This window comes from Pseudomonas sp. HS6, assembly GCF_023375815.1.
Classification (GTDB): domain Bacteria; phylum Pseudomonadota; class Gammaproteobacteria; order Pseudomonadales; family Pseudomonadaceae; genus Aquipseudomonas.
Window position 1 is genome coordinate 2,723,055 of record NZ_CP067412.1, and the last position, 12,360, is coordinate 2,735,414.

At 62.5% G+C, this 12,360-nt stretch carries 9 protein-coding genes; 1 reads left to right on the plus strand and 8 read right to left on the minus strand.

Annotation, left to right across the window (positions count from 1 at the left end; genetic code table 11):
• Window positions 1–290 precede the first annotated feature (290 nt).
• The gene (locus tag JJN09_RS12315; RefSeq protein ID WP_249490372.1) at window positions 291–2,132 is read left to right on the plus strand and encodes a potassium transporter Kup; all 1,842 of its coding nucleotides are present in this window, start codon (window positions 291–293) and stop codon (window positions 2,130–2,132) included.
• Between the two features lie 15 nt (window positions 2,133–2,147).
• Here JJN09_RS12315 and JJN09_RS12320 read toward each other — a convergent pair whose 3' ends face one another.
• The 8 genes from JJN09_RS12320 to JJN09_RS12355 all read right to left on the minus strand — a co-directional run bounded on the left by JJN09_RS12320 (window position 2,148) and on the right by JJN09_RS12355 (window position 12,281).
• A complete protein-coding gene (locus JJN09_RS12320) occupies window positions 2,148–2,837 on the minus strand; it encodes a response regulator (RefSeq protein WP_249490373.1) in 690 nt (229 codons plus the stop codon).
• On the minus strand, window positions 2,834–5,533 hold the full coding sequence (kdpD, locus tag JJN09_RS12325; protein ID WP_249490374.1) for a two-component system sensor histidine kinase KdpD: 2,700 nt from the start codon (window positions 5,531–5,533) through the stop codon (window positions 2,834–2,836). The genes JJN09_RS12320 and kdpD overlap by 4 nt, the downstream gene beginning before the upstream one ends.
• A 26-nt stretch (window positions 5,534–5,559) precedes the next feature.
• Window positions 5,560–6,132 (minus strand): potassium-transporting ATPase subunit KdpC, encoded by a 573-nt coding sequence (gene kdpC, locus JJN09_RS12330; protein WP_249490375.1) that lies wholly within the window; start codon window positions 6,130–6,132, stop codon window positions 5,560–5,562.
• Between the two features lie 12 nt (window positions 6,133–6,144).
• On the minus strand, window positions 6,145–8,223 hold the full coding sequence (kdpB, locus tag JJN09_RS12335) for a potassium-transporting ATPase subunit KdpB (protein WP_249490376.1): 2,079 nt from the start codon (window positions 8,221–8,223) through the stop codon (window positions 6,145–6,147).
• 10 nt (window positions 8,224–8,233) lie between these two features.
• Complete coding sequence (gene kdpA / locus JJN09_RS12340) at window positions 8,234–10,006, minus strand: potassium-transporting ATPase subunit KdpA (RefSeq protein WP_249490377.1); 1,773 nt, start codon at window positions 10,004–10,006, stop codon at window positions 8,234–8,236.
• Window positions 10,003–10,095 carry a K(+)-transporting ATPase subunit F gene (kdpF, locus tag JJN09_RS12345; protein WP_249490378.1) on the minus strand — a complete coding sequence of 31 codons (93 nt, stop codon included), beginning with the start codon at window positions 10,093–10,095 and terminating at the stop codon, window positions 10,003–10,005. Before kdpF ends, kdpA begins: the two co-directional genes overlap by 4 nt.
• 195 nt (window positions 10,096–10,290) lie before the next feature.
• Window positions 10,291–11,640, minus strand: a complete 1,350-nt coding sequence (locus JJN09_RS12350) for an ATP-binding protein (protein WP_249490379.1) — start codon at window positions 11,638–11,640, stop codon at window positions 10,291–10,293.
• Entirely contained in the window at window positions 11,616–12,281 is a 666-nt protein-coding gene (locus JJN09_RS12355) for a response regulator (protein WP_249490380.1), read from the minus strand. The genes JJN09_RS12350 and JJN09_RS12355 overlap by 25 nt, the downstream gene beginning before the upstream one ends.
• Window positions 12,282–12,360 lie beyond the last annotated feature (79 nt).

The following is a 12,360-nucleotide window of genomic DNA, read 5'->3' on the forward strand; positions in this document are numbered from 1 at the left end:
CCTGTCATGAACTGCTGGCGATTATGCCATCAGCCATAACAATCAGCCGACCTTAAAAACGTGCGCGACGGCTCGGGTCAGTTCGATTTTTTACGCATTCTTTACGGTGGAGGATTGGGTTCACATCGATACTGGCCGCGTTTTTTTGACCGCACCTGAGCCTTGTATTGCTGAAGGCCCCGGTCCGCGTATTGCCCAAGGATGGCATGCCACTTCTTTCCGCCGTTCGAGAGCCGCGACCCTTGAGTAAAACCAACGAAAATTCCCCAACCAAATCCTCGGGCGCAGCCATGCTGGTGGCCGCTGTCGGTGTGGTTTACGGGGATATCGGCACCAGCCCCCTCTACACCCTCAAAGAAGTCTTTTCCGGCCACTACGGCGTCCAACTCAACCACGACGGCGTGCTGGGCATTCTGTCGCTGATTTTCTGGTCGCTGATCTGGGTGGTGTCGATCAAGTACGTGCTGTTCATCCTGCGGGCCAACAACCAGGGTGAGGGCGGCATCATGGCGCTGACGGCATTGGCCCGTCGCGCGTCGGCGCCTTACCCGCACATGAGCAAAGTGCTGGTGTTGCTCGGACTGTTCGGTGCGGCGCTGTTCTACGGCGACAGCATGATTACTCCGGCGATTTCGGTGCTCTCGGCGGTAGAAGGCCTGGAGCTGGCGTTCGACGGCATCGAGCACTGGGTGGTGCCGCTGTCGGTGGTGGTGCTGGTGGCGCTGTTTCTGATCCAGAAACATGGCACGGCGCGGATCGGCATCCTGTTCGGCCCGGTCATGGTGCTGTGGTTCGTGGTGTTGGGGGCGCTCGGGGTTTATGGCATTTTGCAGCGCCCCGAGGTGTTGCAGGCGCTGAACCCGATCTGGGCGGTGCGCTTCTTTACGGTCCATCCGGGCATGGGCGTGGCGATTCTGGGCGCGGTCGTCCTGTCGTTGACCGGTGCGGAAGCCTTGTACGCCGACATGGGCCACTTCGGGCGCAAGCCGATTGCCCGTGCCTGGTTCATGCTGGTTCTGCCGGGTCTGGTCCTGAATTATTTTGGTCAGGGCGCGTTGATCCTCGGCAACCCGGAAGCGGTGCGTAACCCGTTCTATCTGCTGGCTCCCGAATGGGCGCTGCTGCCGATGGTCGCGCTTTCCACACTGGCGACGATCATTGCTTCGCAAGCAGTGATTTCCGGTGCGTTCTCCCTGACGCGTCAGGCCATCCAGTTGGGCTACGTCCCACGCATGTTCATCCAGCACACCTCAACTCAGGAGCAGGGCCAGATCTACATCGGCACGGTCAACTGGGCGTTGATGGTTGGCGTTGTGCTGCTGGTGATTGGTTTTGAATCTTCCAGCGCACTGGCTGCCGCGTATGGCGTGGCGGTGACGGGCACCATGTTGATCACCACCATCCTGTCCGCCGCCGTTGTCCTGTTGCTGTGGAAGACGCCGCGCTGGCTGGCGATCCCGATGTTGTGCGGTTTTCTGTTGGTGGACGGCCTGTACTTCGCAGCCAATGCGCCGAAGATTCTGCAGGGCGGTGCGTTCCCGGTGATCGCCGGTATCGGTCTGTTCATCCTGATGACCACCTGGAAGCGTGGTCGCAAAATCATGGTCGAGCGGCTGGATGAAACCGCGTTGCCGCTGCCGTTGTTCATCAGCAGCATTCGTGCGCAGCCGCCTCATCGCGTACAGGGCACGGCGGTGTTCCTGACGGCGCGGGCCGACGCGGTTCCTCACGCGCTGCTGCACAACTTGCTGCATAACCAGGTGCTGCACGAGCAGGTTGTGTTGCTGACCGTTGTCTCTGAAGACAGCCCGCGAGTGCCGGTGGATCGTCGTTTCGCCGTCGAGTCCTACGGCGACGGCTTCTTCCGGGTGAACCTGCATTTCGGCTTTACCGAAGAGCCGGATGTGCCGTTGGCGCTGAGCCTGTGTCACCTGGCCGAGCTGGATTTCAGCCCGATGCGCACCACGTATTTCCTCAGTCGTGAAACGGTCATCCCGACCCACCGCATCGGCATGGCCAAGTGGCGCGAGTACCTGTTCGCGTTCCTGCTCAAGAATGCCAACAGCAACCTGAAGTACTTCAAGTTGCCGCTGAACAGGGTCATCGAGCTGGGGACGCAGGTCGAAATGTGATGATCGCTCCGGCGCTCAAGGTATAAACCGATAACCAACGCCGGTCTCGGTGATCAGGTGGCGTGGCTGGGAGGGGTCGACTTCGACTTTCTTGCGCAGGCCACCCATGAACACGCGCAGGTAAGGCGTGTCGGTGGTGTGCGAAGGCCCCCAGACCGATTTGAGCAACTGCTGATGTGTCAGAACCCGGTTCGGGTGCGAGCACAGGTGAATCAGCAGCCGATACTCCAGCGGCGTCAGGTGCAGCGGGGCGCCGGAGCGCTCCACGACACGCCGCTCCATGTCGATCCGCACCTCGCCGAACGCCAGCACCGCATGGTGCTCGGTGTCCTTAACATGTCGGCGCAGCAAGGCGCGGACCCGGGCCAGCAGTTCACCGGTGCCGAACGGTTTCACCAGATAGTCGTCCGCGCCGGTGTCCAGGGCGAGAATCTTGTCCGACTCCGCACCTCGGGCAGACAACACGATGATCGGCACCGCTGACCAGCTGCGGACATCGCGGATAAGGTCGACGCCGTCGCCATCGGGCAGGCCGAGGTCGAGCACGATCAGGTCCGGGTGGCGGGTTCCGGCATCGATCAAGCCACGGTGAAACGTATCGGCTTCATGCACCTCCAGGCCTTCGGCTTGCAGGGCCATGCGCACGAAACGTCGTATTTCCTTCTCGTCTTCAATGATCAGGACGTGTAGCACCGATTCGGTCATGGCTGCTCCTCGTCTGTTTGTTGGGCAAAGGGGTCGATGTCTGGCGGGTCCTCACGGGGCAGGCGCAGCGTGAAACGTGCACCGCCCGCGGACTGTGTGACACCCGAAAGGGAACCGCCGTGGATGTGGGCGATGGCGCGACAGATGGCCAGGCCAAGCCCGACGCCGGGGATCGTGCTTTCTTTCTTGCCGCGCATGAACTTGTTGAAAATCTCGGCTTCGTGGCCGTGGGGCAACCCCGGGCCCTGGTCAGCGACCCAAAGCTCGAAATGGTCAGGTGTCACCCCGGCGCCCAGGCTGATCGGGGTGCCGGGTGGGGTGTATTTGATGGCGTTCTCGATCAGGTTGATGAGGATCCGTTCGATCAGCACCGCATCGATGTTGACCGGGGGCAGATCCTCCTCCAGAGCGACCTGCACCGAACGCGTACCGAGAATCGGCTGAATGGCCCGCAGCGCACTGCCCACCACATCCTCGATGGGTTGCCACTGCAGGTTCGGTACCACTTTGCCGGATTCGAGCCGGGCCATGTCCAGCAGGTTATTGACCAGCGTATTCATGCGCAGCGCCGATTCCCCCACGGCCGTGGCGATGTCGGCGGCTTCGTCGGTCAGGGGCGGCGTCGTCAGTTTGAGTGCCTCGGCGAGACCCACCAGCACCGACAACGGCGTGCGCAGGTCATGGGAAATGGCCGACAGCAACGAGTTGCGCAGACGCTCGGACTCCATTTGCACCGTGGTGTCCTGGGCAATGTGGATGTAATGAATTCGCTCAAGCGAGATGGCCAGCAAGGATGCGCAGGTATCGAGCAGACGTCGTTGTTCTGGCACCACCAGCCGACTGGTGTCACGGGGTTGAACGGCCAGCACGCCGCGCACCCGCATCGGTGCGGACAACGGCAGATAAAGCGTTGTACTGGAGGGCAGGGTGTCGGTGCCGTAACCGGCCGGCTCGGTCTTGTCGAAGGACAACTGGGCGATGGCCATGTCTACCTGCGGCGCATCGCCGGTGAACATCGGCGCCAGCAGTTTGTTGTGGTCATCGGCCACCAGCAGCGCCGACCGTGCACTGAGCTCGGTTGAGAGAAAACGTGCGCTGATGTCGGCGACTTGCTCGGTCATCAGCGCGGCGGACAGTAGTCGCGACATGTCGTACAGCGCCCGGATACGGTCTTCACGCCGTTGCGCCACGCGCGCCTGATAAGTCAGGCCGGCGGTCATCTGGCCGATCACCAGGGCGACCACCAGCATTACGCTGAAGGTCACCAGGTATTGGGCATCGGTGAAGGCAAACGAAAAACGCGGCGAGACAAAAAAGAAGTCGAACGACGCCACCGACAGAAATGCCGCCAGAATCGCCGGCCCGCGACCCAGACGAACAGCGACCACAAGCACCGCCAACAGAAAAATCATGACGATGTTGGCCTGTTCCAGCACATGCTCCAGCGGCATGACCAGCACCGTCGTCAACCCGCACAACACGGTGCTCCACAGGTAGGCGCGCCACTCCAGCGGACTCTCGGTTTTGTCGGCATGGGTTTCGGCGGGTGTTCGCGGGTGGGTCGGCTGGGAGACCTGAATCACATCCAGATCGGCCCCCAGCTCACCCATTCGATCCGCCAGCGGTCGATGCCAGAAGCGGCGGCGCGGACGTTCGTCGCGGCCCAGCACGACTTTCGAAAGATTGTGCTGGCGGGCGTACTTGACCAGCGTTTCGGCAATGTCCTGACCGGCCAGGGTCGAAATCTGCGCGCCCAGCTCCTGAGCCAGTTTCAGGGTCGCCAGAACGCGCCGTCGCCGGGTTTCGTTCAGGCGCTGCAATGCGGGTGTTTCCACGTACACGGCATGCCACGGCACGTTGAGTTGCGCGGCGAGGCGTGCGGTCGAGCGAACGGTTTTTTCGCCCGGCTCATGGGGACCGACGCAGGCGAGCAGCGAGTCGCGGGTGCCCCACACCGGTTTCACCGCGCTGCTGGTGCGGTATTGCAGCATCTCGCTGTCGACCCGGTCGGCGGTGCGACGCAGCGCCAGTTCGCGCAAGGCGATCAGGTTGCCCTTGCGGAAGAAGTTCTGCACCGCACGTTCGGCCTGGTGAGCCAGATAGACTTTGCCTTCCTTGAGCCGTTGCAGCAGATCGTCGGGCGGCAAATCGACGATGACCACCTCATCGGCCGTGTCGAACACATGATCCGGCACGGTTTCCCAGACACGAATGCCGGTGATGCCGCCGACAATGTCGTTCAGGCTTTCAAGGTGCTGGACGTTCATGGTCGACCAGACATCGATGCCGGCACCCAGCAGTTCTTCGACGTCCTGCCAGCGTTTCGGGTGGCGTGAGCCGACGATGTTGGAGTGCGCCAGTTCGTCGATGAGAATCAGCGAGGGTTTACGGGTGAGCGCCGCGTCCAGATCGAATTCGGTCAAGGTGCGGTTCTTGTCGATGACTTGCTTGAGGGGCAATTGCTCGAGGCCGGCGGTCAGGGCCTGGGTTTCGGCGCGGCCATGGGTTTCGATCACGCCGCTCACGACGTCGATGTGCTGTTGCTGCGCGGTCTGGGCTGCGCTCAGCATCGCGTAGGTCTTGCCGACCCCGGCACTGGCACCGAAGAAGATTTTCAGCCGGCCGCGAGCGGCCTGCGCTTCGTCTTCGCGAATCTGCGCCAGGAGCTGATCGGGATCGGGACGTTGGTCGGTCATCAAACCCACCCTATGTGGATTGCTGCTCAATGTGTGGCATCGAGTGCCAGGTTCAGTGCCAGGACATTGACCCGTGGCTCGCCAAGAAACCCGAGCAGCGTGCCTTCGGCGTGTTCGTCGATGAGCTGGCGAACACGCGCCACGGGCAGGTTGCGTACCCGGGCGATCCGGTCTGCCTGATACAGGGCGGCAGCGACGCTGATATGCGGGTCAAGACCACTAGCCGAACTGTAGACCAGGTCGGCGGGCACCGTGGCGGTGTTCCCGGGGTCGGCAGCATGCAGCGCATCGACGCGCCCCTTGATCGCATCGGCCAGCGCCGGGTTCAGCGGGCCCAGGTTTGACCCGGAAGACGAGGCGCCGTTGTAAGGCATCGGGCTGGTGGCGGACGGGCGACTCCAGAAGTGCCGGGGATCGCTGAAACCTTGGCCGATCAACGACGAACCGACGACCTTGCCATCGCGTTCGATCAGGCTGCCGGCGGCCTGTGAGGGAAAGACCAGCCGGGCGATGCCGGTGGTCAGCAGCGGATACGCCAGGCCGGTGATCAGCGACAGGGCGATCAACAGCGTCGAGGCGGGGCGAAGTAGGGAAATCATGTCAGTGCTCCTTCAAGCCAGACCGATGGCAAGCAGCGCCATGTCGATCACTTTGATGCCGATGAAGGGCACGATCACGCCCCCCAGCCCGTAGATCAGCAAGTTGCGGCGCAACAGCGAAGCGGCGCCGACCGGGCGGTACTTCACGCCTTTGAGTGCCAGCGGAATCAGGAAAATGATGATCAACGCATTGAAGATCACCGCCGAAAGCACCGCCGAATTCGGGCTGGTCAGGCCCATGATGTTGAGTGCCGCCAGTTGCGGGTAGGTGCTGACGAACGCGGCCGGCACGATGGCGAAGTACTTGGCGATGTCGTTGGCGATGGAGAACGTGGTCAGCGAGCCGCGTGTCATCAGCATCTGTTTGCCGGTTTCCACTACCTCGATCAGTTTGGTCGGGTTGCTGTCCAGATCGACCATGTTCCCGGCTTCCTTGGCGGCCTGCGTCCCGGAGTTCATCGCCACCGCCACATCGGCCTGGGCCAGCGCCGGGGCGTCGTTGGTGCCGTCACCGGTCATCGCCACCAGCCGGCCTTCGGCCTGATAGTCGCGGATCAGTTGCAGTTTCTGTTCAGGGGTCGCTTCGGCCAGAAAGTCATCGACCCCGGCCTCCGCCGCGATGGCCGCAGCGGTGACCCGGTTGTCACCGGTGACCATCACCGTTTTGATGCCCATGCGCCGCAGCTCGACGAAGCGCTCCTTGATGCCGCCCTTGACGATGTCTTTCAGTTCAATGACGCCGAGCACTTTGGCCCCGTCGGAGACCACCAGCGGCGTGCTGCCACGGCGTGCCACTTCTTCGATAACGGTCTGCACCGCTTCGGGAAAACTGCCGCCCAGACTCTGTACATGCTTGAGCAGCGCCTCACCGGCCCCCTTACGTATTTGCCGCTCACCGAGGTTGACGCCGCTCATGCGGGTTTGCGCCGAGAAGTGCACGAAGTGCGCGTCGAGTGCGCCGATGTCCCGTTCCCGCAGATTGAACCGCTGCTTGGCCAGGACCACGATGCTGCGACCCTCGGGGGTTTCGTCGGCGAGGGACGCCAGTTGCGCGACGTCCGCCAGCTCGGCTTCCTTGATGCCCGGCGCCGGCAGGAATGCCGAGGCGTGGCGGTTGCCGAGGGTGATGGTTCCGGTCTTGTCGAGCAACAGCACATCGACGTCACCGGCCGCTTCCACGGCCCGGCCCGAGGTGGCGATCACGTTGGCTTCCATCATGCGGCTCATGCCCGCCACACCCACGGCGGACAGCAGGCCGGCGATGGTGGTGGGAATCAGGCACACCAGCAGCGAGATCAGCACGGTGATCGACACCGGCACGCCGGATTTCGCCACTGCGACGCCGAACAGCGAGAAGGGCAGCAGGGTCACGGTGACGCCGAGGAACACGATCGTCAGGGCGACCAACAGGATCGACAGGGCGATTTCGTTCGGGGTCTTTTGCCGCTTGGCGTTTTCGACCATGGCGATCATCCGGTCGACGAAGGTTTCGCCGGGGTTGGTGGTGACGCGGATGACGATCCAGTCCGACAGCACCCGGGTCCCGCCCGTGACCGCCGAGAAGTCACCGCCCGACTCGCGGATCACCGGGGCCGATTCGCCGGTGATCGCCGATTCGTCCACCGAGGCCGCGCCTTCGATCACTTCGCCGTCGGCGGGGATCACCGAATTGGCCAGATCCCCGGCCTCGACCACCACGATGTCGCCTTTGCACAGGTCGCTCGATTGCGCCAGTTGCCACTCGGCGCCGTAGTGCGGTTCGCGCAGTTTCTTGGCCCAGGTCTCCTTTTTCAGGTCCCGCAGGGAAGCGGCCTGAGCCTTGCTGCGGCCTTCGGCCAGGGCTTCGGCGAAGTTGGCGAACAGCACGGTAAACCACAGCCACAGGGCAATCGCGAGGATGAAACCGGTGCTGGCTTCGCCCTTGCCACTCAGGGCCTGGCCCCACAGCGCGGTGGTGATGATGGCGCCGATGTAGACGACGAACATCACCGGGTTGCGCCACTGAATCCTCGGGCTGAGCTTGCGCACGGACTCGACGATGGCAGGGCGGATGAGTTTCGGGTCGAACAAGGAGAACGCTTTGCGTGTCATGTCCGTGATCTCACTTGATCATCATGAAGTGTTCAACGACCGGGCCCAGTGCGAGCGCCGGCACGTAGTTCAACAAACCGACCAGCAACACCGTGCCGATCAACAGCACCACGAACAGCAAACCGTGGGTCGGCATGGTGCCGGCGTTGACCGTCAGGCGTTTCTTCGCGGCCAGGCTGCCGGCCACGGCGAGCACCGGCACGATCACGCCGAACCGGCCAAACCAGACCATGATCGACAGCATCGTGTTGTAGAACGGGGTGTTGGCCGACAGACCCGCGAAGGCGCTGCCGTTGTTGTTGGCCGCCGAGGTGAAGGCGTAAAGGATTTCCGAAAAACCGTGGACGCCGGGATTGGCGATCCCCAATTTTCCGGCCTCGGCCATGACCGCGATGGCCGTGCCGAACAGCACCAGCAGCGGCGTCACGAGGATGGCGATGGCGACCATTTTCATCTCGTAGGCCTCGATTTTCTTGCCGAGGTATTCCGGCGTGCGGCCGATCATCAGCCCGGCGATGAACACCGCGAGGATCGCGAACACCAACATGCCGTACAGCCCCGAGCCAGTGCCGCCGAACACCACTTCGCCCAATTGCATCAGGATCAACGGCACCGCGCCGCCGAGTGGGGTGAACGAGTCATGCATTGCATTGACCGCGCCACAGGAGGCGGCCGTGGTCACGGCGGCGAACAGGCTGGAGGCGTTGATGCCGAAGCGCACCTCCTTGCCTTCCAGGTTGCCCGCCGCCGTATCGATGCCCAGCGAGGCAAACTGCGGATTGCCGAGCTGTTCGTAGTGGGTGACGGCCACCACCGCAATCACAAAGATCACGGTCATCGTCGCCAGCAGCGCCCAGCCTTGTCGCAGGTCACCGACGATGTGCCCGAACACGAAACACAGCGCGGTCGGGATCAGGAAAATCGCGATCAACTGCAAGAAGTTGGTCAGGGCGGTGGGGTTCTCGTAAGGGTGCGCCGAGTTGGCGTTGAAGAATCCACCGCCATTGGTGCCCAGCATCTTGATCGCTTCCTGCGAGGCCACCGGGCCCATGGCCAGGGTCTGCTTGTCGGTGCTGAGGCTTTGCAGCACCGGGTTGCCCTGGGCGTCGAGGGTCGGCTGGCCGGCGTCATTGAGCACCGGCGCCTGGTATTGCAGGACCTCCAGTGTCGAGACGTCCTTGTACGGGTCAAGGTTCTGGATCACCCCTTGGCTGACAAAGAACAGCGCGAAAATCAGCGACAGCGGCAGCAGCACCCACAAGGTGATGCGCGTAAGGTCGGTCCAGGCGTTGCCGATGCTGTCCGCGCTGTGCCGGGCGAAACCACGGATCAGCGCCACCGCTACCACGATGCCGGTGGCGGCGGAGAGGAAGTTCTGCACGGTCAGCGCGAGCATCTGGGTCAGGTAGCTCATCGTCGCTTCGCCGCTGTAGCCCTGCCAGTCAGTGTTGGTGACGAAACTGGCGGCGGTGTTGAACGCCGAATCCGGCGTGACCGCGACCATGCCTTGCGGGTTGAAAGGCAGCACACCCTGCAGCCGTTGCAACGCGTAAACCACCAGTAAACCCAGCGCATTGAACACGATCACCGCGAGCGCGTATTGCAGCCAGCTCATCGGCGTTTCGGCCTTGATGCCGGCCAGTCGGTACAGCGGCGACTCGATGCGCGATCCGAGGCTGAAGCGGCCCTCCATGACCTTGGTCAGCCAGATCCCCAGAGGCCAGGCCAAAAGGCCGAGCGCCACCAGGAAGGCTGCCAGCAGGACCCAGGCTTGAATAGTCATAGGAAGTCCTCCGGAAACAGCAACGCGCAGACGAGATAGACCAGCAAGGCCGCCGCGATCAGGCTGCCGATCAGATAGAAACCAGTCATGACCGCCTCCTGTTCAGCGCTGCACAACCGCGCGCCAGACCAATGAGACAGAAAACGAACAACGCACCCAGCACAACAAAAACGATGTCCATGGCATTCCCTCCTGCTAATGAGGGAAGCCTAGGGAGTGCGCTAATAAGTTGTCAGAAGGATGTGAAGCGAAAGAATAAAAGTTCTATAAAGACGGGAAGCGGCTCAGGGTTGCTTGATGCTGACGGTGACACACAGACCGCTGTTCTCGATGACGTCGGTAAACCCCAGATCAACCATGAGCCCCGTACGATCGGCAATCGCCTTGACGATGGACAAACCCAGCCCCGAGCCCGACTCATCGGTGCCCAGGCTGCGATAGAACGGGTCGAAGACACGCGCCTGTTCTTCCAAGGCAATCCCGGGGCCGGTGTCGCTGACTTGCAGTACGACCGTCGCTTGCTTCCGTTTGACCGACAGGTCGATGCGTCCGCCGGGTGGGGTGTAGCGGATGGCGTTGTCCACCAGGTTGCGGATCAGGATCAGCAGGTCGGTTTCATTGATGTCGACCTGCACGTCTTCGCTGCTCTCGACGCCGATATCGATATTCTTGCGGTCTGCCAGAGGCAGCAGGTCTTCCAGAATCCGCCGATAGATGTGCAGGACTGACACAGTGGTCGGCGCTGCACTTGAGCTCGACTGCACGGCGGCCAGGCTCAGCAGTTGATCGATCAGGTTTCGGCTGCGTTCAATGCCTCGGGATAACGGCAACAGGCGTTCGCGGGCGGCTGCCGGCATTTCCGTGGCGGCAAGGCGTTCGGCCTGAAGTGAGAGGGCGGTCATCGGTGAGCGCAGTTCATGCGCGGCATCGGCGACGAAACGCCGCTGGTTGTCCACGGATTGGGATACGCGACCGAGCAGGCGATTGATGGCGACTACAAACGGTCGGATCTCGCTCGGCACATGGCTTTCGTCGACCGGGTGCAGGGCTTGTTCGCCACGCTGATCGATGTCAGCCGAAAGCGTGGCGATGGGGCGGAACATCTTGCGCACCAGATCACCCACCACCAGCAACAGCACCGGAAACAGAATCAGAAACGGCAGCAGACTGCGCCAGGCGCTTTCGCGGGCCTCCTTGTCGCGCACGCCGGTTTCCTGGGCGACGACGATGCGCTCGCCACGGGCCGTGGTTCTGACCAGCACGCGAAAGTCTTCACCGCTCACCTTCAAGGTCGACAGGCCATCAGACAGGGTTGTGGGGAAGGGCAGCGGCAGCAGGGCGTCATCGTTGCCGACCGCTTGGCTGCCGTCGGCCAGGTATTGCACGATGACTCGCGATTCTTCGTTGTCGTCGTCCACGGCCTGAGCGGCGGGGTAGTGCAGGGTCATTTGCTGGCGGTCGTAGAGGGCCGCCACCTGGCGCAGGGTTTCGTCCTGCATTTCGTGGGCTTCGTCCAGCGCCGAGACAAACGCAAAAACCGCCGCCAGCAGCGCGACGATCAGGATGGCCAGCGACAGCGTGACCGACAGCCGAAGTTGCACCGAATCCCTCAGGCGCCTTTTGAAACCATCCATCCCATTCCCCTGACGTTCTTGATGACGTGACTGCCGAGTTTGCGTCGCAGGGAGTGAATCAGAAATTCCACCGCATTGCTTTCCACTTCGTTGCCCCAGCCATAGAGCCGGTCTTCGAGTTCACTGCGCGAGAGAATCGCCCCTGGCCGGATCAGCAAGGCCTGTAACAGGGCGAACTCGCGGCTGGACAATTGCACCTCCGCGTTTTCCGCAGTGGTGGCTTGTTTGGACACCAGATCCAGCGAAACCACGCCGTTGTCGAGCAGCGACAGGGCGCTGCCACCCTTGCGCCGCAACACCGCGCGCATCCGCGCCAGCAGCTCGGCCATGTCGAAAGGTTTGAGCAGGTAATCGTCAGCACCGCCGTCGAGGCCGCGCAAGCGGTCGTCGAGACCGTCCCGGGCGGTGATGATCAGCAACGGCACCGGGTTGTTGCGCCTGCGAATGCTGTCGAGCACGTCCAGCCCGTCCTTGCCGGGCAAGCCGAGGTCCAGCAGCACCAGGTCGTAGTGCTGGGTGTCCAGCGTGGCCAGTGCGGTGAGCCCGTTTTTCACCCAGTCAGTGGCGTAACTGGCGTCGTTCAGCGCACCCTGGATGGCGTCGCCGATCATCGGATCGTCTTCCACCAGTAATATCCGCATGACCCGCTCCCCAAAAAAATAGCGCGACGGGCAGGGCCGTCGCGCTTGTATTGAAGCATCTGTGCAAGGGTTTGTCCGG

Coding starts and splice junctions, on each gene's coding strand:
- kdpB (WP_249490376.1), bottom strand. CDS start 8,223: ATGACACGCAAAGCGTTCTCCTTGTTCGACCCGAAACTCATCCGCCCT.
- JJN09_RS12320 (WP_249490373.1), bottom strand. CDS start 2,837: ATGACCGAATCGGTGCTACACGTCCTGATCATTGAAGACGAGAAGGAA.
- kdpA (WP_249490377.1), bottom strand. CDS start 10,006: ATGACTATTCAAGCCTGGGTCCTGCTGGCAGCCTTCCTGGTGGCGCTC.
- JJN09_RS12315 (WP_249490372.1), top strand. CDS start 291: ATGCTGGTGGCCGCTGTCGGTGTGGTTTACGGGGATATCGGCACCAGC.
- JJN09_RS12355 (WP_249490380.1), bottom strand. CDS start 12,281: ATGCGGATATTACTGGTGGAAGACGATCCGATGATCGGCGACGCCATC.
- kdpF (WP_249490378.1), bottom strand. CDS start 10,095: ATGACTGGTTTCTATCTGATCGGCAGCCTGATCGCGGCGGCCTTGCTG.
- kdpC (WP_249490375.1), bottom strand. CDS start 6,132: ATGATTTCCCTACTTCGCCCCGCCTCGACGCTGTTGATCGCCCTGTCG.
- JJN09_RS12350 (WP_249490379.1), bottom strand. CDS start 11,640: ATGGATGGTTTCAAAAGGCGCCTGAGGGATTCGGTGCAACTTCGGCTG.
- kdpD (WP_249490374.1), bottom strand. CDS start 5,533: ATGACCGACCAACGTCCCGATCCCGATCAGCTCCTGGCGCAGATTCGC.